The organism is Brevundimonas sp. GCM10030266 (genome assembly GCF_042666595.1).
Lineage (GTDB): Bacteria > Pseudomonadota > Alphaproteobacteria > Caulobacterales > Caulobacteraceae > Brevundimonas.
In genome coordinates this window covers 351820-373177 of record NZ_JBHTCY010000004.1, presented here as the reverse complement: position 1 = coordinate 373177, position 21358 = coordinate 351820, and the positions used below count along the sequence as shown (strand labels likewise).

General features: G+C 68.4%; 24 protein-coding genes and 2 tRNA genes. 14 read left to right on the top strand and 12 right to left on the bottom strand.

Annotated elements, in window-relative coordinates; all coding sequences use genetic code 11:
* The first annotated feature begins 103 nt into the window (after positions 1–103).
* Entirely contained in the window at positions 104–241 is a 138-nt protein-coding gene (locus tag ACFQQC_RS14145) for a hypothetical protein (protein WP_376863084.1), read from the top strand.
* Positions 207–1775 carry an ABC-F family ATP-binding cassette domain-containing protein gene (locus ACFQQC_RS14140; RefSeq protein ID WP_376863083.1) on the top strand — a complete coding sequence of 523 codons (1569 nt, stop codon included), beginning with the start codon at positions 207–209 and terminating at the stop codon, positions 1773–1775. The genes ACFQQC_RS14145 and ACFQQC_RS14140 overlap by 35 nt, the downstream gene beginning before the upstream one ends.
* Here the strand turns inward: ACFQQC_RS14140 and ACFQQC_RS14135 are convergent.
* The 4 genes from ACFQQC_RS14135 to ACFQQC_RS14120 are packed head-to-tail and all read right to left on the bottom strand — an operon-like array spanning position 1772 to position 5247.
* Entirely contained in the window at positions 1772–3349 is a 1578-nt protein-coding gene (locus ACFQQC_RS14135; RefSeq protein WP_376863082.1) for an EAL domain-containing protein, read from the bottom strand. The genes ACFQQC_RS14140 and ACFQQC_RS14135 overlap by 4 nt on opposite strands.
* A gap of 46 nt (positions 3350–3395) precedes the next feature.
* Positions 3396–3839 carry a flagellar basal-body protein FlbY gene (locus ACFQQC_RS14130; RefSeq protein WP_376863081.1) on the bottom strand — a complete coding sequence of 148 codons (444 nt, stop codon included), beginning with the start codon at positions 3837–3839 and terminating at the stop codon, positions 3396–3398.
* Complete coding sequence (locus ACFQQC_RS14125) at positions 3836–4138, bottom strand: rod-binding protein (RefSeq protein WP_376863080.1); 303 nt, start codon at positions 4136–4138, stop codon at positions 3836–3838. The genes ACFQQC_RS14130 and ACFQQC_RS14125 overlap by 4 nt, the downstream gene beginning before the upstream one ends.
* Before the next feature lie 2 nt (positions 4139–4140).
* Positions 4141–5247 carry a flagellar basal body P-ring protein FlgI gene (locus ACFQQC_RS14120; RefSeq protein ID WP_376863079.1) on the bottom strand — a complete coding sequence of 369 codons (1107 nt, stop codon included), beginning with the start codon at positions 5245–5247 and terminating at the stop codon, positions 4141–4143.
* A gap of 154 nt (positions 5248–5401) precedes the next feature.
* On the opposite strand from ACFQQC_RS14120, the gene ACFQQC_RS14115 reads away from it, so the two are divergent.
* Positions 5402–5857 carry a flagellar assembly protein FliX gene (locus ACFQQC_RS14115; RefSeq protein WP_376863078.1) on the top strand — a complete coding sequence of 152 codons (456 nt, stop codon included), beginning with the start codon at positions 5402–5404 and terminating at the stop codon, positions 5855–5857.
* A gap of 182 nt (positions 5858–6039) precedes the next feature.
* On the top strand, positions 6040–6468 hold the full coding sequence (gene dksA, locus ACFQQC_RS14110; protein WP_376863077.1) for an RNA polymerase-binding protein DksA: 429 nt from the start codon (positions 6040–6042) through the stop codon (positions 6466–6468).
* 4 nt (positions 6469–6472) lie between these two features.
* Here the strand turns inward: dksA and ACFQQC_RS14105 are convergent, their stop codons facing one another.
* Both ACFQQC_RS14105 and ACFQQC_RS14100 read right to left on the bottom strand, forming a co-directional pair.
* Entirely contained in the window at positions 6473–6868 is a 396-nt protein-coding gene (locus ACFQQC_RS14105; RefSeq protein WP_376863076.1) for a type II toxin-antitoxin system VapC family toxin, read from the bottom strand.
* A complete protein-coding gene (locus ACFQQC_RS14100) occupies positions 6865–7167 on the bottom strand; it encodes a type II toxin-antitoxin system VapB family antitoxin (RefSeq protein ID WP_376863075.1) in 303 nt (100 codons plus the stop codon). The genes ACFQQC_RS14105 and ACFQQC_RS14100 overlap by 4 nt, the downstream gene beginning before the upstream one ends.
* Before the next feature lie 78 nt (positions 7168–7245).
* Here ACFQQC_RS14100 and gltX point away from each other — a divergent pair, with 78 nt between their 5' ends.
* Positions 7246–8580 (top strand): glutamate--tRNA ligase, encoded by a 1335-nt coding sequence (gene gltX, locus ACFQQC_RS14095; RefSeq protein ID WP_376863074.1) that lies wholly within the window; start codon positions 7246–7248, stop codon positions 8578–8580.
* Between the two features lie 78 nt (positions 8581–8658).
* Here the strand turns inward: gltX and ACFQQC_RS14090 are convergent, their stop codons facing one another.
* Positions 8659–8952, bottom strand: a complete 294-nt coding sequence (locus ACFQQC_RS14090; RefSeq protein ID WP_376863073.1) for a hypothetical protein — start codon at positions 8950–8952, stop codon at positions 8659–8661.
* 126 nt (positions 8953–9078) lie between these two features.
* On the bottom strand, positions 9079–9675 hold the full coding sequence (locus ACFQQC_RS14085; RefSeq protein ID WP_376863072.1) for a TIGR00730 family Rossman fold protein: 597 nt from the start codon (positions 9673–9675) through the stop codon (positions 9079–9081).
* Between the two features lie 81 nt (positions 9676–9756).
* Here ACFQQC_RS14085 and ACFQQC_RS14080 point away from each other — a divergent pair, with 81 nt between their 5' ends.
* A complete protein-coding gene (locus ACFQQC_RS14080) occupies positions 9757–10512 on the top strand; it encodes a hypothetical protein (protein WP_376863071.1) in 756 nt (251 codons plus the stop codon).
* Positions 10513–10591: 79 nt separating this feature from the next.
* Here ACFQQC_RS14080 and ACFQQC_RS14075 read toward each other — a convergent pair whose 3' ends face one another.
* A complete protein-coding gene (locus ACFQQC_RS14075) occupies positions 10592–11770 on the bottom strand; it encodes a glycosyltransferase family 4 protein (RefSeq protein ID WP_376863070.1) in 1179 nt (392 codons plus the stop codon).
* A 170-nt stretch (positions 11771–11940) separates the two neighbouring features.
* Positions 11941–12015: transfer RNA gene (locus tag ACFQQC_RS14070), tRNA-Asn, on the bottom strand.
* Positions 12016–12086: 71 nt separating this feature from the next.
* On the opposite strand from ACFQQC_RS14070, the gene ACFQQC_RS14065 reads away from it, so the two are divergent.
* The gene (locus tag ACFQQC_RS14065; RefSeq protein ID WP_376863069.1) at positions 12087–12890 is read left to right on the top strand and encodes a TrmH family RNA methyltransferase; all 804 of its coding nucleotides are present in this window, start codon (positions 12087–12089) and stop codon (positions 12888–12890) included.
* Positions 12891–12980: 90 nt separating this feature from the next.
* Positions 12981–13103 (top strand): hypothetical protein, encoded by a 123-nt coding sequence (locus tag ACFQQC_RS14060; protein ID WP_376863067.1) that lies wholly within the window; start codon positions 12981–12983, stop codon positions 13101–13103.
* Between the two features lie 107 nt (positions 13104–13210).
* On the opposite strand, the gene ACFQQC_RS14055 is transcribed toward ACFQQC_RS14060, so the two are convergent.
* Positions 13211–13284: transfer RNA gene (locus tag ACFQQC_RS14055), tRNA-Cys, on the bottom strand.
* 116 nt (positions 13285–13400) lie between these two features.
* Here ACFQQC_RS14055 and ACFQQC_RS14050 point away from each other — a divergent pair.
* The 5 genes from ACFQQC_RS14050 (at position 13401) to ACFQQC_RS14030 (ending at position 20035) form a co-directional block, all read left to right on the top strand.
* On the top strand, positions 13401–14030 hold the full coding sequence (locus ACFQQC_RS14050) for a protein-L-isoaspartate O-methyltransferase (RefSeq protein WP_376863065.1): 630 nt from the start codon (positions 13401–13403) through the stop codon (positions 14028–14030).
* Between the two features lie 126 nt (positions 14031–14156).
* Positions 14157–15641, top strand: a complete 1485-nt coding sequence (locus ACFQQC_RS14045; protein ID WP_376863064.1) for a TolC family outer membrane protein — start codon at positions 14157–14159, stop codon at positions 15639–15641.
* A 148-nt stretch (positions 15642–15789) separates the two neighbouring features.
* A complete protein-coding gene (locus ACFQQC_RS14040; RefSeq protein WP_376863063.1) occupies positions 15790–16440 on the top strand; it encodes a DUF2497 domain-containing protein in 651 nt (216 codons plus the stop codon).
* A 132-nt stretch (positions 16441–16572) separates the two neighbouring features.
* Complete coding sequence (locus tag ACFQQC_RS14035) at positions 16573–19299, top strand: valine--tRNA ligase (protein WP_376863062.1); 2727 nt, start codon at positions 16573–16575, stop codon at positions 19297–19299.
* A gap of 4 nt (positions 19300–19303) precedes the next feature.
* Positions 19304–20035 (top strand): TlyA family RNA methyltransferase, encoded by a 732-nt coding sequence (locus tag ACFQQC_RS14030; RefSeq protein WP_376863061.1) that lies wholly within the window; start codon positions 19304–19306, stop codon positions 20033–20035.
* Here ACFQQC_RS14030 and ACFQQC_RS14025 read toward each other — a convergent pair.
* Positions 20032–20562, bottom strand: coding sequence for a hypothetical protein (locus ACFQQC_RS14025; protein ID WP_376863060.1), 531 nt, complete (start codon positions 20560–20562; stop codon positions 20032–20034). The genes ACFQQC_RS14030 and ACFQQC_RS14025 overlap by 4 nt on opposite strands.
* Between ACFQQC_RS14025 and ACFQQC_RS14020 the strand changes: the two genes are divergently transcribed.
* Positions 20561–21220, top strand: coding sequence for a hypothetical protein (locus tag ACFQQC_RS14020; protein WP_376863059.1), 660 nt, complete (start codon positions 20561–20563; stop codon positions 21218–21220). The two genes, ACFQQC_RS14025 and ACFQQC_RS14020, sit on opposite strands and share 2 nt — an antisense overlap.
* The last annotated feature ends 138 nt before the right edge of the window (positions 21221–21358 follow it).

Sequence of the window (21358 nt, the reverse complement as noted above, 5' to 3'; positions counted from 1 at the left end):
TTCACGCTCTCGTCAGGACCGCCAGACCGGAAAGGGCTTGCGCGGGGAACGATCCGCACCCATCCTTCATTCATCGAGTGAGTTCACTGGAGGCACGACGAACATGATCAGCGCACTGGAAATCGGTTTCGCCCTTTCCCTGATGCTGCTGCCCGTGCTCGCCTATGCCCTCGCTCCCAAGCCGAAACCCGTCCGCATCCGCGCTCGTGACGCTCGATCGCGTCGCGGCCCGCACGCCTGACGGCCACACCCTATTTTCTGATCTGAGCCTCGCCTTCGGGCGCGAGCGCACCGGACTTGTCGGTCGTAACGGCTCCGGCAAGACGACGCTTCTGCGCCTGATCGCCGGCCTGGCCTCGCCCGCCGAGGGCGTCGTCAGCCGGACCGGCACGGTCGCCTGGCTGGCCCAGCGCGCCGATCCCGAACCGGATGAGACAGTCGCCGACACGCTCGGCGTCGGCGCCGGGCTGGCCGTGATCGCCCGCGTCCTCGCCGGTGAGGGGACGGCTGACGACCTCGAGGTGGCCGACTGGACGCTGGACGACCGCATCGCCGCCGTTCTGGCGGATGTCGGTCTGGCCGCGCTCGACCTCACGCGACCGACCGACAGTCTCAGCGGCGGTGAACAGACCCGCCTGCGACTGGCGGCCCTGCTGCTGACGCCGCCGGACCTCCTGCTTCTGGACGAACCCACCAATCACATGGACCGGGAAGGACGCGAGCGGATCGCGGACCTGCTGGGCCGCTGGCCGGGCGGGGTGGTGGTGGTCAGCCACGACCGCGCCCTCCTGCGCCGTATGGACCGGATCGTCGAACTGTCCGGTCTGGGCGCGGCGACCTATGGCGGCGGCTACGATCTCTACGCCGAACGGAAGGTCGCTGAACGGGCCTCGGCCGAGCGGGACCTGGATGTGGCCGAGCGTGAAGCCGGACGGATCGCCCGCGAGAGCCAGAAGGCGGTCGAGAAGAAGGCCCGCCGGGATCGGGCCGGGCGGGCCTTCGCCCTGAAGAAGTCCGAGCCCGCCATCCTTCTGGGCGCCATGGCCGAGCGGGCTGAGAGCTCCGGCGCACGCGAGAACCGGCTGGCTGAACGTCGGGTCGAGGCGGCGGAATCGGATCTGGCGGCGGCGCGGGAGAAGATCGAGCGGGTCCGCGCGCTGGACATCCCCATGCCACCGACCGGTCTGGCCGCCGGGCGTTCAGTCCTGATGCTGGAAGACGCGGCATGGACCACGCCTGACGGCCGGCGGATCGTCGGCCCGGTGTCCCTGCGTCTGACCGGTCCGGAGCGGCTGGCCATCACTGGAGCAAACGGAGCCGGAAAGTCGACGCTCCTCAAGCTCATCGCCGGTACGCTGCAGCCGACGGCCGGGCGCGCCGAGCGTCCGGTCCGGGCCGCATTGCTGGATCAGGAGGGCGCGGTCCTGCACTCGGGCGAGACGCTGCTCGAGGCCTACCGGCGGATCAATCCGGAATCCACGCCCAATGACGCCCATGCCGCCCTGGCCCGTTTCCTGTTCCGCAATGTGGCGGCGCAGAAGCCTGTCGATGTGCTGTCAGGCGGGGAACGGCTCCGGGCGGCCCTGGCCTGCGTCACCGGCGGGGCGCATCCGGCGCAACTGCTGATCTTCGACGAGCCGACCAACCATCTGGATCTGGACGCGGTCACGGCGGTTGAGGCCGCCCTGCGGGGCTACGACGGCGCACTGGTCGTGGTCAGCCACGATCCGGACTTCCTCGACGCCATCGGGATCGAACGAACGCTGGCGCTTTAGCCCCAGCCGACGACCTCGCCCTTGCGACGCGAGGAGACCGGCGCGGCCAGAACCGGCGTTTCGGTGGGACGCCCGAACAGCCAGCCCTGACCATAGTTGACGCCGAGCCCCTTCATGATGTCGGCCTGGGCCTCGGTCTCGACCATCTCGGCGACCGTCTGGATCTTCAGTTCCCGGCAGAGGTCCAGCAGGTGGGTGGCGAGGGTCTTCATCTTGGGATCGGTCTCGATCTCGCGCGCGAAGACGCCGTCCATCTTCAGCAGGTCGACGGACAGTTTGCGCAGATAGGTCAGGGAGGCGGCGCCCACGCCGTAGTCATCCAGACAGACCTTGATGTCCGCCTCTCGCAGCGCCTGCAGGCGGCGATTTGCGCCATCCAGATCGCTGACCGCGGCCGTCTCGGTGATCTCGACCATCAGCCGCTTGCGAATCTCCGGACTGCCGGCGGTCATCCGCAGCAGACCCTCGATATAGTGATCGTTGGACAGCGAGACGCCCGAGACATTGATCGCCGCCTTGACCAGGCCGAAGCCGGGCTTGCGAAGCTGGGACACGGCCTTTTCCGCCACGGCGAGGTCGAAGTCCTCGATCAGCCCCAGCTCCTCCGCCATGGCGATGGGGCCAGTCGGTGCCTGCTGCGCGCCGCCGAAGCGGGACAGGGCCTCGAAATGATGCACCAGTCGGGTGTCCAGCGACACGATCGGCTGCCAGGCGAGGGTGAATTCGCGGGCGCGGACGATGCCGCGGAACCGGTCGGCATTTTCGACCGTGCGGCGCAGGCGCTCGCCGAAGCGCTCGCCGGCGGCCGCGCCGTCCTTGAGGCATTCCTCCAGCGCCAGCCGCAGCGTGCGGACCGCGACGGCGGCCTCCGCATGGCCGACCTCGGCCCGGCTGGAGACCGGCGACAGGTTCAGGCCCTCGGCGGCGCCCAGGGCGCGGATTTCGGCGGCCAGATCGGTGACATCGGCGCTGTCCCGCATCAGGGCGAAGCGATCCGGCGCCAGGCGGGCCGCGCTGACCCCGCCGACCGAGGCCGACTGCAGCCGGGCCTCGATCCGCTCGCTGGCCCTGCGATGCAGGTCGTCGTCCAGGGCGTCGAGCCCCGGGATCTCGAAGAAATCGACCGAGAGCTCCGGTCCAGTCCCGCCAACCGCGAGCAGGGAGCCCAGCCGCTTCAGCAGGCCGCGTGCATCCAGCAGGGGCTCGGTCTTCGGCGGCGCCGCCTGATAGGCCACGCCCTGCCAGGCCAGGGCACAGGAAACGAAGGGCGCCAGATCCGGCAGCAGGAAGGCGCGCAGGCTGGCCTTTCGGGCGCGACCGTCGCCGGTCAGCACCTCGACCTCGATGGGCGACGAACGCACGCCGGGCGCCAGGGTGACGACGGCCGCCTTTACCTGCGCGAGGCAGGAGGCCGCCAGGAAGGTCTCGAGTTTCTGGCCCGACCAGGCCGCGCCGGGATCAACGCCCGGGACCGGTCCCGCGCCAAGCGCCAGGGTGACCCGGTCGCCGTCCAGCTCGAAGAGCACGTCGGATGCGGCGAAGGCCATGCCAAGGAGGCGGGATTTGATCGTCATTCCCGATGTTTATCCCGAGGCGCGTTAAGATCGCCTTTGCAACGGATCACGCCGTTCGATTGAACGCCACGGCGCGGCCGTCGCCCGCATTGGCCCGTCCCGACGCGCCATAGGCGGACGGCGAACCGCGCTGGCCGGCGACCTCGGCGGCGATGGTCTGCACAAGGCCTTCGGAGATCACCCGGGCAGCCTCGACGGCTTGGGCATGGCGGCTCAGCACGGCCTCGAAAATCTGGGTCGCCTTGATCAGGGCCGTCCGCTGAGCCGCGGGCGCCGCGGCGATGGCGCCCGGGTTGGCCTTCAGCTGGGCCGATTCGCGACGATAGCTGTTGGCCAGCTCCTGGGTCGCGGCGACGGTCGCGGCGGCGTCCTGCGGACGGTGCGCCTCGAAGGCCTTGGACTCGTCGATGAGGCAGGCGGTCAGGCGCTCGGTCAGGTCGGTCATCTGCTTGACCCGGGCGGTGGCGTTCAGAACGGCGGCGTCGGTCATTGTTGTCCCTGCTCCTGCATCTTGATCATCTGGGCGACGACCTGGTCCGCCAGGCCGATGCCGCCCGCCTTGACGGTCTGTTTGGCCATGGCGTCGATCATGAAGCTGCGCCACTGGCCTTCGGCCTCGCCGCCGCCGAACATGCCGTCGGTCTTCAGGCCCTCGAACATCGGCTTCAGCATCTGCGACAGGAAGGAGGTCTCGAAGGCCTCGGCGGTCTCGCGCATCCGCGCGGTCTCCTGCGAGGCTCTGCCGGCGGAGCCGGGCAGGGCGGCGTTCAGGATGGACAGGTCGGTCATGCTCACATCACCTCGATGTCGGCCTGGAGGGCGCCCGCCGCCTTGATGGCCTGCAGGATCGAAATCATGTCGCGCGGGCTGACGCCGAGGGCGTTCAGGCCGTTGACCAGGCTGGACAGGGACGAACCGCCGCCCAGCATCCGCATCTGCACGCCGCGCTCTTCCTCGACCGAGACGTCCGATTGGGGCACCACCACAGTCTGGCCGCCGCGGCTGAACGGCTCGGGCTGGCTGACCAGCGGATTTTCCTGCACCGAGACCGTCAGATTGCCCTGGGCGATGGCGACGGTGGAGACCCGCACCGCCTCGCCCATGACGATCACGCCGTTGACCTCGTCGATGATCACCTTGGCCGGGGCGTCCACCGTGACCGGCAGGTTCTCGACGCGGCTGATGAAGCCGGCCATGCCCAGGCCTTCGGGAGCCCGCAGGGCGACCACGGTGCCGTTCTCGGCCAGGGCGGTGTTCGGATAGGACTGGTTGATGGCGGCGGCGACCCGCTGGGCCGTGGTGAAATCCGGATTGCGCAGCGTCAGCCGCACCTCATTCATATTGGCCAACTGAAAGCCGGTCTCCAGCTCGACCGTGGCGCCCGAGGCGATCCGGCCCGCCGTCGGCACGCCGCGCGTCACCGACGAACCCGACGCGCCCGAGGCCGAGACCGAGCCGGTCTGGATCGAGCCCTGCGCCACCGCATAGACCTGACCGTCCGCGCCCTGCAGGCCCGTGACGATCAACGATCCGCCCAGCAGGCTCTTGGCATCGCACATGGAGGAGACGTTCACGTCGATCCGCGCGCCCGGCGTGGCGAAGGCGGGCAGGTCGGCGGCGACCATGACGGCGGCCATGTTCTTGGTGTTGGCCGTGGCGCCGCGAATATTGTTGCCCAGCCGCTCGCTCATGCCCTCCAGGGACTGGCGGGTGAAGGGGCAGTTGCGCAGCGAGTCGCCGGTGCCCGCCAGACCGACCACCAGGCCGTAGCCGATCAGCTGGTTGGAGCGGACGCCTTCGATGGCGGCGATGTCCTTGATCCGCGACTGGGCCATCGCCGGGGCGGCGAATCCGGCCAGGGCGGCGGCGGTCAGGAGGGAGGCCAGCAATTTCTGCATCGGTCAGGTGTCCGGTGAACAGTCGATGCGCCACAGAATGCCAAGGTCGTGCCAGACGGAAAGTTCAATGAAAACAGTCAATGGCTGTCGAACGGTCCCGGCGCCGGCGGCAGATTCTGCCGGGGCGTTAACCAAACAGTGACCAGCCCCCGCGATGGTCGCTCATGTTCCGGAGTCGCACCGCATGAAGGTCACCGGCCCAACAGGCCCCTCGGCGTCCCAGAGCTCACGGCCCACGAAGGCCGTGGGTGGTTTCTCCGTGCCGGGCGCGGCCAGCGCGGCTCCCGCCGGCGCCCCCGCCGCGGCGTCTTCGGTATCAGGCGTCGCCGGAATGACCGCTCTGATGGCGCTGCAGGGGGTGGAGGACGCCACCGAGCGTCGCCGCCGGGCTGTCCGGCGCGGCAGCGGTCTTCTGGACCGGCTGGACGAACTGAAGATGGCGCTTCTCGCCGGCGAGGCGGGGGAGGGCGCGCTGGAGCGTCTGGGCCGTTCCCTCAAGGAAGAACGGCCCGATGACGCCGATCCCGGCCTCAAGGCTCTGCTGGATCAGATTGATCTTCGCGCGCAGGTTGAGCTCGCAAAGGCCGATCTTCGCAGAAACGTCGCCTGATCCGGCGAAATATTGCCCTGAAACACCCGCGCCGCGCGACGGGTGATGAAGAAATGTCACGGTCAGGGCTGCGGATTAATCTTTATCGCTCACGCTCGCGAGAGGCGTGTTGCCGCGACTCCCTCGCATCCGTATACGCAGCGATGCGCCACAGGGGGGCGCTGTTTAAGAGCGTGAGTGCGATGAACGCATTGGCGTCCGTGATCGAGCCGGCTTCGTACAAGCCGTCCGACGACGAGCCGTTCATGAATGAGCGGCAGCTGTCCTATTTCAAGGGCAAGCTCATGGACTGGAAGGATGACATCCTTCGCGAGTCCAAGGGCACCGTGACCAACCTGAAGGCCGAGACGGAGAATCATCCGGACATCGTCGATCGGGCGTCTTCGGAGTCCGACCGCGCGCTGGAGCTGCGCACCCGGGACCGTCAGCGCAAGCTGATCTCCAAGATCGACGACGCCCTGCGCCGGATCGAGGACGGCTCCTACGGCTACTGCGAGGAAACCGGCGAGCCGATCAGCCTTGGCCGTCTCGAAGCCCGCCCGACGGCGACCCTGTCGGTCGAGGCCCAGGAACGCCACGAGCGCCGCGAGCGGGTCCACCGCGACGACTGATCGTTCAGGCGGTCAGCGCCGCCTGGATGTCCGTCTGATTGAAGTCCGCGCCCTTGTAGAGCAGGGGCGCGCCAAGCTCCTTAGCCAGGGCATAGGCGAAGCAGTCGCCCATATTGAGTCGGGCGCGCGTGCGCTTGCCCCAGTCCGCCTCCGCGCCGCAGGCCAACAGGGTCGTTGCATGGGTCACTGGCGTGATCCTGATCGCCAGTCCGCTGATCACCTCGTTCAGCTCGACGAGACCCGCATCTCCACGCAATCCGCGAAGGCGCGTCGCCGCCTCCCAGTAGCCGACCGGGGAAAGCCGGACATCATCGTCCATCAGCATCCGCTCGCGGAAAGCATCGGCCTCAGGTTCATCCAGCAGGATCGCGACAAGCGCCGACGCATCGACCACGATCACTTCGGCAACCCGTCTTCGTCATAGAAGTCGTCGTCGCTCAGCAGAGGGCCCACGACCGGCAGAGCGTTGAAACGCCTGACCGCCTCCTGAACAGCGCGTCGGCGTTTATCGATATCCGCCTCACGCGCCGCCGTCAGCCGCTCATCCCGTTCGCGGACCATTTCCTCGACGAGATCGGTGATGGACTTGCCCTCAAGACGCGCCAGTTCACGCAGGCGTTCCGCGACTTCGGGCTTACGGATTTGCACAGGGGCGTTCATGACGGCGCTTAGCCTATCATGAACGACGTTCTGTCCCAAGTCGGAGCCAAGCCACGCCTTGACTTCGCCGGGTTGCAGCGCGACCTACGCGCCTCGCATTCCAAGGTTGCTCTTCCCATGACCGTCAAGGTTCGTTTTGCCCCGTCGCCGACGGGTAAGCTGCACGTCGGCAACGTCCGCACCGCTCTCGTGAACTGGATGTTCGCAAAAGGGCAGGGCGGTTCGTTCGTCCTGCGCATCGACGATACCGACCTGGCGCGCTCCACGCCCGAGTTCGAACAGGGCATCGAGGATGACCTGACCTGGCTGGGTCTGGTCTGGGACGAGCGGGACAACCAGTCGAAGCGGTTCGACCGCTACGAGGAAGCCGCCGCGCGCCTGAAGGCCTCGGGTCGCCTCTACGCCTGCTACGAAACCTCCGAAGAGCTGGATCGCCGCCGCAAGGTGCAGCTGTCGCGCGGCCTGCCGCCGATCTACGACCGCGCCGCGCTCGAGCTGACGGACGCCGAGAAGGCCGCCTATGAGGCCGAGGGCCGCCGCCCGCACTGGCGCTTCAAGCTGGAAGGCAAGCGCGTCGCCTGGGAAGACCTGGCCCGCGGCCACGCCGAGGTGGACACCGCCTCGATGTCGGACCCGGTCCTGATCCGCGAGGACGGCCTGTTCCTCTACACCCTGCCGTCCGTCGTCGACGACATCGACATGGCCATTACCCACATCATCCGGGGCGAGGATCACGTCACCAACACCGGCGCCCAGATCGAGATCTTCGAGGCGCTGGGCGCGACCGTGCCGGGCTTTGCCCACATGCCGCTGCTGGTCGGCGCCGACGGCGCGGCCCTGTCCAAGCGTCTGGGCTCCCTGTCGATCAGCGACATGCGCGATCAGGGCTATGAGCCGATCGCCATCACCAGCCACCTCGGCAAGATCGGCACCTCGGACGCGCTGGAAATCGGCGCCTCGGTGCAGGCGCTGGGCGAGAGCTTCGCCTTCTCCAAGATGGGCCGCTCGCCCGCCCGCTACGACGTGGCCGATCTGGACCGTCTGAACGCCCAGGCCCTGCACGCCATGGACTATGCGACGGCGCAGCCGCGTCTGGTCGCGCTGGACGCCGATCTGGGCGAGGCCTTCTGGGAGATCGTGCGCCCGAACCTGCAGAAATTCGCCGATGTGGTCGGCCTGGCCGCCATCGTGCGCGGTCCGGTCACCCCGGTGATCGAGGACGCCGCCTTCGCCGCCGCCGCGCTGGAGGTCCTGCCGGAGACGGTGGACGAGACCCTGTGGCCGACCTGGACCAATGCGGTGAAGGAAAAGACCGGCGCCAAGGGCAAGGCCCTGTTCATGCCCCTGCGCCTGATCCTCACCGGCCAGCCGCACGGCCCCGACATGGCCGCCATCGCCCCGATGATCGGCCGCGAGCGCATCGTGCAGCGCCTGAAGGGCGAAACGGCCTGAGCCGTTTCCGGATCATCGGACAGCAAAAAGGCCGCCCCTCGCAGGGCGGCCTTTTCATTTCAACGACGCGCTGGCCGATCAGGCGGCGTTGCAGGCCGTCAGTTCTTCAGCGGTCAGGGCCGTGCCCTTGTAGGTGAAGGCCGAAACGGCGCCGAAGCGGGCGACGACGCGGCGGCAGGCGCGGGTGGCGGTCTGGTTCGAACCGCCCGTGGCGGTGCACGATGCGCCTTCGCAGCGCCAGGTGGCGCCGTCGATGATGGTGCGGCCGGCCGGCGCCTTGGCGGCGTCGGTCAGGGTGGCGCTGGTGCCGGCGGATTGGGCGAAGGCGGGGGCGGCGACCAGCAGGGCCGCGGCGACGAGGAAGGCGCGCATTACAGGGGATCTCCGATGAGGTCGGGCGCGCTCTCGCACCCACCATCTCAGTGTGCGTTGTTATTCAAAACTGTCAAGAGCGCGTTGCCAAACGAAACGCGGTCACGCGACCTGATCGATGTTCACTTAACGCAGATCATGTTGCAAGTGAGGCAGATCGTCAGCCGACTGCATAAGCGCGATGGCCTCCTCGACCGTGTTCACCACGCTATAGGCGTCGCGGAAGCTGTCGGGCGTCATCTTCTGGTCGATGCCGGTTTCAATCGCCGCCAGAAGCGTGTCCCAGAAGCCATTGATGTTCAGGAAGATCACCGGCTTGTGGTGCAGGTCCAGCCGCTTCCAGGACAGCACCTCGATCACTTCCTCCAGCGTGCCGACGCCGCCGGGCGCCACCACGAAGGCGTCCGACTGGTCGTACATGATGGTCTTGCGCTCGTGCATCGAGGTCACGACCAGGGTCTCGACCTCGTCGAACAGACGCTCGCGGCTGCGCAGGAACCCGGGCATCACGCCCAGCACCCGACCGCCAGCCTCATGCGCCGCCCGGGCAGAGGCGCCCATCAGGCCCACGCCGCCGCCGCCATAGACCAGCCGCCAGCCCGCCGCCGCCGTCTGCGCGCCGAACGCCTGCGCGGCGACGGTGTAGGCCGGGTCGGACCGGTCGGAGGAGCCGCAGAACAGGCAGACGGACTTGCCGTCGAACGGCTGGATGGAAATGCTCATGAACCCTCGGGATCGAATGGGAAGACAGCGGCGGCCCCGCCGCGCTATCGGGGGCGTATTCCTAGCTGCGGGAGAGACAGGATGAAACGGGCCATCTGCACCGCGGTCGCCATGGTCGCTTTCATGGGGACCGTCGCGGGCTGCATGCCCGAGCCCGAGCGCCCGGCGCGCGATGTCGCCGGCAACACCACGGGCTGGACCCAGCCGCCGCAGATCCTGTCGGTTCAGCAGGCCGACGCCAGCCTGATCTTTTCGGGCAGCGCCGAGCCGGGCGCCCGCGTGGTCCTGCGCAACGACGAGGGCGCGGCCTATGCCGCCGCCGCCGATGCCGAGGGCCGATTCGAGATTCGCATGGCCACGCCCCGCGGCGCCCTGCTGCTGCGTCCTGAAACCCAGATCGGGCAGGACGCGGCCCTGTCACCGGACCGTCTGCTGATCATCGAGGGCGGACGCGGGCCGATCATCGTGCTGCGCGCCGGGGGACCGACCCGACGGCTGGATCCCGCACCCACCCTCGGCGCCATCGACAGCGACGCCGGCTCCCTGCTGGCCTCCGGACGAACCGGAGGGAACGCCCAGACGGTCGAGGTCTCGTCCGGCGATGACACCCTCCAGGTCCTGTCAGGCGAAGGCGGCCGCTGGAGCGTGCTGCTGGGCGCGGTGCCGCCCGGCGGCACGGTGCGGGTGGGCGAACGGGCCTTCGTCTGGCCCGGCCCCGGTGCGGACACCGGCCCCCTCCAGGTCGAGCGCGCGGGGCAGGGCTGGCGGGTCGGCTGGACCGGCGCGGGCGGCGCCCGTCAATGGACCTGGCTGCCGGATGCCGCCGCCGCGAGCTGATTTACGATCGGTTAACCAATTCGGTCGCACGGAGGGATGTCTTCTCTTCTTCGAGGACACCCACCATCACCGAACTTCTTCAGCCCGGCGTTCGCGTCGGGCTTTTTTCTTGTCGCTTGGCGTTTGCGGCCGCCTGCCGGATTCGCAGGATCCCCGCGGCGCGCCGCTCCGGCGTGTGGGTGGCCAGAACATAGGCCTGCGCCGCCCGCGCCATGGCGATCCGGCCCTCGGGATCGGCGATCAGGCGGTTGATGGCCTCGGTGATCGCGCGGGGCGTGACCGCATCCAGATACAGGGCGTGATCGCCGCTGGCCTCGCGCAGACCGCCCGTGCCGGACGAGATCAGGGCCGCGCCCGCCGCGTGCGCCTCAACCGCAGCCAGACAGAAGGGCTCGGCCCAGACCGAGGGTGTCAGGGCGATGGCGGCGGTCCGCATATGGGTGCGCACCTCGGCCAGCGGGGCCGACTTCAGGATGGTCACCCGCTCGCCATAGCGCTCCAGCGGCGTCACATGCGGCGCCGCCCAGGCCTGGTGATCCTTCCAGTCGTTCAGCATCAGGACGACGCGCCATTCCGGATGCTGGTCCAGCACGGCCGGCAGGGCCGCGCACAGGACGTCCAGACCCTTCTCGGGCATGGCCCGCCCGGCGAAGGCGATCACGGGCTCCCGCCGCTCCGGAGAGGCCAGCCAGGGCGTCGCATGGATCGGATTCGGCGCCGCCAGAGCCTTGGCCGCCAGTCCGGGATAGTCGCGCCGGAACAGATCCCGCTCCGCCTCGCTGACGAAGACAAAGCCGTCCAGCGGGTTCAGCCGCCGGGTATAGCGCCAGGCGTCGAACCGGCTTGCCGGCGTCTTCAGTCCGTTGTGCCGGTACAGCAGGTGCGCCACGCCGGGCAGGGCGCGGGTCACGGCCAGGGCCTGCTTCACCTGCTGATGGTGCTCGATCACCTCGGGTCTGAACTCACGCAGGCCCGCCAGCAGGATCGGCAGCCGATTCTTTCCGTCCGGCAGGGTGTGGACGTTCGCCATCTCGTGATCGGTTGCACCCTCGCAGCAGAAGATTCGCACCTCCTGATCCGCCAGCGGCCCCGCCAGGGTCCGCACGACCGTTTCCATGGAGTTGGGCGACGCCGCCGAGAATCGTGATCCGGACGGCATCAGGATTGCGGTGCGGACCCGCGGCCTCTGGTCATTGGCGACCTCGACCTCGGGCCAGGGCTCCGGCCGGGGGCGGGTCAGGGGAAGCAACGACGTCATGGCGAGGGTCCGACAAGGCGCCACCGCGCGGCGCCCGGATCAGGACGCCACCGACGGCGCGAAGCCTTACGCCGCGCGCACGGAAACGCCCCGCGAGGTGACGTCTGAAGGCTGGATTGTCCGGGACACCCACTTCCCGACGGCGCATGCCGTGGGAAGGATCGGGCGAATGGCTCCGCAGGTAGGATTCGAACCTACGACCAGCCGATTAACAGTCGGCTGCTCTACCACTGAGCTACTGCGGAACAGGTTTCGCTCGGGAAGGCGGGCGCTATAGCAACGGGAATCGAATGTAGGCAACAGGAAATGTCGGACTTTGAAAAACTTCCGCATCGAAAACCCCGATGACCCCCGGATCGCGGGCTTCCGCGACATCCGCGAAAGAGACCTGACCGGGCGTCAGGGCCTGTTCGTGGCCGAGGGGGAGGTGGTGCTGCGCGTCCTGACCTCCGCCCACGCCCTGTGCCGCCCCCGCGCGGTGCTGCTGGCCGAGAACCGGGTCGAGGGGCTGGCGGATGCGCTGCAGGGGTTGCCGGAGGATGTGCCGGTCTATGTGGCGGGGCAGGGGGTGCTGGACGCCATCGCCGGCTTCCCGCTGCACCGGGGCATACTGGCGCTGGGCGAGAAGCCGCCTGTGCCTGCCTTGCCGGACGCGATTGATGCCATGGGCGACGACGCCCTGATCGTTCTCGCCTGCGGAATCGGCAACCACGACAACATGGGCGGCATCTTCCGCAATGCGGCGGCCTTCGGGGCGGAGGCGGTGCTGCTGGACGCCCGCTGCTGCGATCCCTTCTACCGCAAGGCCATCCGGGTCTCGGTCGGGGCCGTGCTGCGAACGCCGATGGTGACCGGGCTGGAGCTCGTCGCGACGGTCGACGCCCTGAAGGCCTCGGGCTTCCGCGTCCTGGCCATGACCCCGTCCGCGACGATGACGCTGGATCAGGCGCCGGTCGGCGGGCGGACCGCCATTGTGTTGGGACCGGAGGGCCCGGGCCTCGATTCGCAGATCATCGCGCGTTGCGAGCCGGTCGGGATTCGCATGTCCGGCGGCTTCGATTCCCTCAATGTCGCCGTCGCGGGTGCAGTGGCCCTGCATCATTTCGCGCGTCGGGCGTAAAACGATCACCAAATCGCGATTAACGATTCATACACCTTGCTGAACTGCCGGAGCTGTGTCGCTCTGGCGGCGTCCGGGGAGGGTAGGCGTATGGTTGGCGGCATTCTCGTATTTGTTCACCGCAACGCGCGCGTCGGCATCGCCGTCGCCGTGGTCGCCGCCGCTGTCGGCGCGGCCGGCGCGATCGGCTGGATCACCGCCCCGATCGCCTGATTTCGCGGAAATCCCGACGGGAAAGCCCGGCGAAAGCCGGCGCGCTCCTTCGTGCGCCCAACGCCGACCGGCGCCGCAACCCGTTCGATAAAGGGAAATTCTCGCGATGGAGGCCTGAGCCGGAATCGAACCGGCGTACACGGATTTGCAGTCCGCTGCGTAACCACTCCGCCATCAGGCCGAGAGCCCTGGAGAAACCAAGCCGTCCATCGCGAGGCGGGTTCGCTATCAGATCGGATTGTCCGCTGCAACGCACAGACCTATAAGCGCGCCAGATTTCAGCAGGATTCTTTCAAGATGGATTTCACCGCCGCACGCAAGGTCATGGTCGACAGCCAGGTTCGGGTGAATGACGTCACCGACCGGGCGCTGCAGGCGGCGCTGCTGTCGGTGCCGCGTGAACGCTTCCTTCCGGCCGACCGCGCCTTCTCCGCCTATGCCGAGGTCGAGCCCGAGATCGCCGCCGGCCGCCGCCTGATGCTGGCCCGCGACCTGTCCAAGCTCCTGATGGCCGTCGGGGCGAAACCGGGCGAGCGCGCCCTGTCGATCGCCGGCCCCTATGCCGCCGCCACCCTGGCGCAGATGGGCCTGAACGTCACAGCCCAGGAATCGGACGCCGCCGTGTTCGAGGTGACCGGCCCGGCCCTGGCCGACGCGGGCGTCGCCGCCGTGGTCGAGCCGTTCTCGGCCCCCGCCGGCGAAGGCTATGATGTGATCGTGTCCGAGGCCGCGGTGCCCGGCCGTCCCGAAGCCTGGCTGCAGGCCCTGTCGATCGGCGGCCGTCTGGCCGTGGTCGAGCGCACCGGTCCCGCCGGCAAGGCGGTCCTCTATGTGCGGGGCGAGCAGGGCGTTTCGCGCCGCGAACTGTTCGACGCCGCCCCGCCGGTGCTTGCGGAACTGGCGCCGGAGCCCACCTTCGCGCTCTGAGGTCGTCGCTCCGACGGAGCGGCAGGCTTCGTGCGTGAAAAAAACTTAACTGGCGCGGGGCTGATCCGTCCCGCATCAGGCCATGGGATACGAAGGGCGCGATGTCCGCGCCAGGCAGGAACAATCATGCTGAACCGCTCGCGTGCGCTTACCTCGGTCGCCGTCATCGCCATGGTCACGGGCGTCAGCGCGCCGGCCTGGGCCGAGACGCTGCAGGAAGCGATCGCCCTGGCCTATCGCACCAACCCTTCGCTGCTGGCCCAGCGCGCCAACCAGCGTGCGCTGGACGAGAGCATTGTTCAGGCCCGCGCCGGCCTGCGCCCGACGCTCGATCTGACGGTCAGCGGCAGCTACACCCGTGACTACAGCGACGGCCCGCTGGTCGATCCGGACAACGACAGCGCCGCCGCCTCGGTCGGCGTCAGCCAGAACCTGTGGACCGGCGGCCGCATCGGCCATTCGATCACCGCCGCCGACGCCCAGATCCTGTCCGGTCGCGAAGGTCTGCGCGAAACCGAGCAGTCGGTTCTGGCCCTGGTGATCCAGTCCTATGCCGATGTGATTCGCGACGGCGAGATCCTGCGCATCCGCGAGGCCAACCTCGGCGTCCTGCGCCGTCAGCTCGACGAATCGACCGCCCGCTTCGAGGTCGGCGAGATCACCCGCACCGACGTCGCCCAGTCCGAGGCCCGTCTGGCCCAGTCGGAAGCCGATCTGGCCAACGCCCGCGCCCAGTTGTCCGTGTCGCGCGCCGCCTACGCCGCCGTCGTCGGCCAGAGCCCTGGTGATCTGGCTCCCATGCCGGTCCTGCCGGGCGTGCCCTCCGATTTCGACAGCGCGCTGGATGTGGCCCTGATCGACAACCCGTCCATCCGCGCCGCCGGCTATGACCTGCAGGCCGCCGAGGCCAATGTCGCCGCCGCCAAGGCCGAGTATCTGCCGTCCCTGCGCGCCACCGCCAGCTACGGCGGCGCCAACAACGACTTCGACCGTTTCGGCGACATCGCCGACAACACCCGCCTGACCGCGGGGGCCACCCTGTCGGTGCCGCTGTTCACCGGCGGCCTGAACTCGTCGCGTGTCGCCCAGGCCCTGGAACGCGCCAACGCCGCCCAGATCGCCGTCGAGGGCGAGCGCCGCAACACCCTGCAGTCGGTCAGCTCGGCCTATGCCCAGTCGATTTCGGCCCGTTCCACTCTCCAGGCCGGTCAGGAAGCGGTTCGCGCCGCCACCGTCGCCGCCGAGGGCGTGCGTCAGGAAGCCCAGGTCGGCCTGCGCACCACGCTGGACGTGCTGAACCAGGAGCTGGAGCTGCGCAACGCCGAGGTCACCCTGGCCAGCGCCCGCCGCAACGAATACGTGGCCCAGGCCAATCTGCTGGCCGCCATGGGCAAGCTGGAAGGCCCGGATCTGGATCCGACCCTCGAGGCCTATGACCCCGCCGCCAACTACAACCGCGTCCGCAACCGTGGCGGCCTGCCGTGGGACGGCGTGCTGGAGACCATCGACCGCGTCGCCGCGCCGCCGATCGTGCCGGCCGCGGATGCCGAGGACGCACCTCTCGACGCCCAGCTGAAATCGGAGATCGTGCGGACCGCTCCGCGCGACTGATTTCGGACGCTCGCTCGCCTGTTTGGGGAAAACGCCCGTTGATTCCGGCGGGCGTTGATGCGACGACATTTCCGTGGGGAGGGGCCCGCCTTTCCCCATCCGCAATTCGTTCAGTCCGCACGCACATGCGTTCGCCCGGGATTTCGACATGACCGACCAGACCGCCCAGGAACCGACGATGGAGGAAATCCTGGCGTCGATCCGCCGGATCATCTCCGAGGATGACGCGCCGGCCGAGACCGCCGCCGCGCCCGCCGCTGCGCCGGAACCCGCGCCTGCGCCGGCTCCCGAGCCTGAACCCGCGCCGGTCGTTGAGGTCGCCGCGCCTGCGCCCGCGCCGGAGCCGGAACCCGAAGCGGTCGAGGACGATGTCCTCGAGCTGACCGAGACCTATGAGGCGCCGACCGAAAGCATCGGCGATCTGGACGTGTCCGCCGCCGAGCCCGAGCCGTTCCCGGCCGAACCCGTCAGCGAGTCGGCTTTCGCCCCGCCGCCGGAGGTCCACACGCCGGAGCATCCGTCGGTCCCGACGACCAGCTACGACTCGCTCGTCGGCGAAAGCGCCGCCGCCAGCGCCGCCTCGGCCTTCGCCGGTCTGGCCGCCAGCTTCCAGAAGCCCGCCGCTCCGGCCCCCGCCGGCGGTCCGGACCTCAACTTCATCAGCGGCAACAGCGTCGAGGCCATGGTCGCCGACATGCTGCGCCCGCTTCTGAAGGAATGGCTCGACGCCAACCTGCCGGGAATCGTCGAGGCCCAGGTACGCAAGGAAGTCGAACGCATCGCCCGCTCGGCCGGCTAGCCTTCACCTGCGCACCGATCTTCACTAGATCATTCCAGGGCGGCTCCGGCGGGGCCGCCCTTTCGCTTTTCTCGCCCGCCCTCAAGCAGCGAGGCCCCGCCGGGCCGAGCGCCAGGGCAAAAGAAGATGACTATGCTCGACAAGACCTTCGATCCAAAAGCGGCCGAACCGCGCCTTTACGCCCAGTGGGAAGAGAGCGGCCTGTTCGCCCCCCGCGCGGCGGTAGCGACCGACGGCGCGGCCGACGCCTATTCGATCGTCATCCCGCCGCCCAACGTGACGGGGTCGCTGCACATCGGCCACGCGCTGAACAACACGCTTCAGGATATTCTGGCCCGCTATCACCGGATGAAGGGCAAGGCCGTCCTCTGGCTGCCGGGCACCGACCACGCGGGCATCGCCACCCAGATGGTCGTCGAGCGCCAGCTGGCCGCCGCCGGCAACGCGGGGCGGCGCGAGATGGGCCGCGAGGCCTTCGTCGACAAGGTCTGGGAATGGAAGGCCGAGTCGGGCGGAACCATCGTCCGCCAGCTGCGCCGTCTCGGCTCGTCCTGCGACTGGTCGCGTGAGCGTTTCACTCTCGACGAGGGCCTGAACGCCGCCGTCCGCAAGGTCTTCGTCCAGCTGCACAAGGACGGCCTGATCTACCGCGACAAGCGTCTGGTGAACTGGGATCCACATTTCCAGACCGCCATCTCGGACCTTGAGGTCGAGCAGAAGGAAGTCGACGGCGCCTACTGGCATTTCGCCTATCCGCTGGCCGATGGCGTCACCTACCAGCACCCGGTCGCCTTCGATGACGAGGGCAAGGCCACCGAGTTCGAGGCCCGCGACTACATCGTCGTCGCCACCACCCGGCCTGAGACCATGCTGGGCGACACCGGCGTCGCCGTGCATCCGACCGACGAACGCTACGCCGGTCTGATCGGCAAGTTCGTGACCCTGCCCATTGTCGGCCGTCGCATTCCGATCGTCGCCGATGATTACGCCGACCCGACCAAGGGCTCGGGCGCGGTGAAGATCACGCCTGCGCACGACTTTAACGACTTCCAGGTCGGCAAGCGCGCCGGTCTGGCGACGCTGAACGTCATGGACTCGCTGGCCCGCATCACCGCCGCCGACACCCCGGACGTGCCTGCCGAGTTCGAGGGCATGGACCGCTTCGCCGCGCGCAAGGCCATCGTCGCCCGCGCCGAGGAGGAGGGCTGGCTCAAGGACATCGAGAAGACCAGGCACGCCGTCCCGCACGGCGACCGCTCGGGCGTCGTCATCGAGCCCTGGCTGACGGACCAGTGGTACGTCGACGCCCATACTCTCGCCCAGCCGGCCATCAAGGCGGTGGAGCAGGGCGACACCACCTTCGAACCGGCCAGTTATTCCAAGATCTATTTCGAATGGCTCCGCAACATCGAGCCCTGGTGCATCAGCCGCCAGCTCTGGTGGGGCCACCGCATCCCGGCCTGGTACGACGCCGAAGGAAACATCTACGTCGCAGAGACCGAGGCTGAAGCCATCGCCCAGTCGGGCGGCAAGGCCCTGACGCAGGACGAGGACGTCCTCGACACCTGGTTCTCCTCGGCCCTGTGGCCGTTCTCGACCATGGGCTGGCCCGAGAAGACCGAGGATCTCGAGCGCTTCTACCCGACCAGCGATCTGGTCACCGCCGCGGACATCATCTTCTTCTGGGTCGCCCGGATGATGATGATGGGACTTCACTTCATGGATGAGGTTCCGTTCAAGCGGGTCATCATCAATGGGCTGGTCCGCGACGAGAAGGGCCAGAAGATGAGCAAGTCGAAGGGGAACGTCATCGACCCCCTCGGCATCATCGACGAGCTGGGCGCCGACCCGCTGCGCTTCACCATGGCCATCCTGTCGGGCACGCGCGACATCAAGCTGTCGAAGCAACGCATTGAAGGCTATCGCAACTTCGGCACCAAACTGTGGAACGCCGCCCGCTTCAGCCAGATGAACGAGGCGAAGCGCGTCGAGGGCTTCGATCCCGCTACCGTCCAGCAGTCGATCAACCGCTGGATCCGCGGCGAGCTGACCAAGGCCGAGCGCCAGGTGTCCGACGCCATCGAGGGCGGCCGTTTCGACGACGCCGCCTCGGCCCTGTACCGCTTCGTCTGGAACGTCTTCTGCGACTGGTATCTGGAACTGGCCAAGCCGGTCTTCCAGGGTTCGGACGAGGCCGCCCGTGCCGAGACCCGCGCCATGACCGCCTGGATGCTGGACCAGACCCTGAAGCTGATGCACCCCGTCATGCCCTTCATCACCGAAGAGCTGTGGGACAAGCTGGCGGAGGAGGGCGCCCCGCGCGAGGAGGCCATGCTGATGGGCGCCGCCTGGCCGGTGCTGCCGGACAGCTTCATCGACGCCGCCGCCGACGCCGAGATCGGCTGGCTGGTCGATCTGGTCACCGAGGTGCGCCAGCTTCGCGCCGAGATGAATGTGCCGCCGTCGGCCAAGCCGCCGCTGACCTTTGTCTCGCCGTCGGCCGGGAACGCGCGTCTGATCGACCTGCACCGTCCGCTGATCCTGACCCTGGCCCGCGTGTCCGAGGTGTCGGTCGCCGACGCCCTGCCGACCGGCGCGGTCTCGCTGGTCGTCAGCGGCGACACGGCGGCCCTGTCGCTGGCCGACATCATCGACCTGACCGCCGAGAAGGCCCGTCTGGTCAAGGAGATCGGCGTCTTCGACAGCGACATCGGCCACGTGAACAAGAAGCTGGGCAACCCGAACTTCGTCGCCCGCGCGGCGCCGGAGGTGGTCGATGAACAGCGCGAGAAGCTGGCCGAGGCCGAAGCCGGCAAGGCCCGCCTCGAGGCCGCGCTGAAGCGGCTGGAAGCGCTCTGAACCGATGAAGACGCGGCTGGACCAGCTGCTGGTCGCCCGTGGTCTGGCCGAAAGCCGGGCCCGGGCGAAGGCCGCGATCGAGGCGGGCGGCGTCACCGTTGACGGCCAGCCCGCCAAAGCCGCGTCACAGTCCGTGGCTGACGACGCGGATATCACCTTCGTGGAAGCCCACCGCTTCGTCGGTCGCGCCGCCCTGAAACTCGACCACGCCCTGACCCTGTGGCCGGTCGCGGTCGAGGGCAGGGTGGTGCTCGACGTCGGCGCATCCACCGGCGGCTTCACCGAGGTCTGTCTGGAACGGGGCGCCGCCCATGTGTGGTCGGTCGACGTGGGGCAGGGGCAGTTGCACCCCCGCATCGCCGCCGATCCGCGTGTGACCAATCTGGAGAAGACCGACGCCCGCGACCTGACGCCGGACCTGATCCCCGACGCGCCCGAACTGATCGTCTGTGACGCCAGCTTCATCGGCCTGTCCAAGGTCGTGCCGGTCGCCCTGGCCCTCGCCGCGCCCGGCGCCGATCTGGTGACCCTGGTGAAGCCCCAGTTCGAGATGGACACCCGCGCCGACGTCGGTCGGGGCGGGGTGGTCAAGGACGCCGAGGCTCGTCAGGCCGCTCTGGCCCGTGTCAGCGATTGGATCGCGTCACGCGGCTGGACGGTTCAAGCCACCGCCGAGAGCCCCATCACGGGCGGTGACGGCAACGTCGAATACCTGCTGTGGGCGACCCGCACCTAGCTCTTGCGATCCGACCGCGCCGAGGTCCGGTACCAGCCTTCCTCGGCGGTCACGAGCCGCTGGATGCGCCGGCGATCAATGGCGTCGGCCTCGGTCTCCACGCCGATCTCGGCGGTGATCTCCGCCCGCCGGAACGGGATCACCTGGATCAGCGGCGTCCCGCGCTCGAGCACATGCAGGCCGTCCTCGCCGGTGGCGATGAAGGGAAAATGGATCGGCGCCGTGTAGCTGTCGGTGTCCACCACGCCGGCGAAGCACTCGAAGGCGGGGTGCGGCCGGTTCAGCGGCGGTACGAACAGACAGCTCCAGCCCGGCGCCGTGCGGATGGTCCAGAAATTGTGGAACTTGTTCGGCGGGCGCGGCTCGTGCGGCCCGCCCGCGACCTGATGGACGCCGTGATTGCTGACCAGCGTCCGGTCGAACTGCCAGCCCGTGTCTACCGTCCGGCCGCCGTCGCGGATCTCCATCTTGACCGTTGCCGCCAGCGGGATGACCCAGCCTTCCATCATCGCGTCGAGGAAGGGCATGCAGCGCTTGACGGTCAGGCCGGTGTCGGTGATCGACCTCTGCTCCGGTGTGACCGGCGGCAGCCGCTTGAACCAGTCGGGCAGGGCGGCCCTTGCCGGCGCCGGCGGCGGGATCACCCCCTCATCCTCTGGCGCGCACACAAAGCGGATCACGGTCGTTTCGGTCATCGCCCCTCCAGCGAAGGCCGCGCCCCGGCCGAAGCAGGGGCGCGGCCCGTCCGATCAATCGTCGTCGTCGGACGAGTTGCTGCTCGAGTTTGAGCTCGAGTTACTGCTCGAATTCGAGCTGGAGTTGCTGCTCGAGTTCGAACTGCTGTTGGAGTTCGAGTTGGAGTTCGAGCCCCGGTTCCAGCGGCGCTCGTCCCGGCGCTCGCGCCAGCGGTCGTCGTTGTTCGAGTTGGAATTCGAGCTGGAATTGCTGCTCGAGTTCGAACTGGAGTTGCTGCTCGAATTGGAACTGCTGTTCGAACTCGAATTGCTGTTGGAATTGGAGTTGGAGTTCGAACGGCTCTGGGGCTCGGCGAAGGCCGACGCGCCTGTCCGCGCCTCCACATGGTCGGCATGGCTTGCCGCGGCAGCGACACCCCCTGCGGCCAGAACCCCTGCGGCGGTGATCAACGCTACTCTGTGCTTGGGCATTGCAGGTCTCTCATCGTAGGCCCACCCTGTCCGTGGATTAGCGCAGCATAATGTGTCCGGTTCCTGACACTGGTTGCAGATTGAGCAATTCGTTGCGCGAAAAAATGAAAAGCCCCCGGCGGATTGCTCCACCGGGGGCCTCCGTCACATCGCCGAT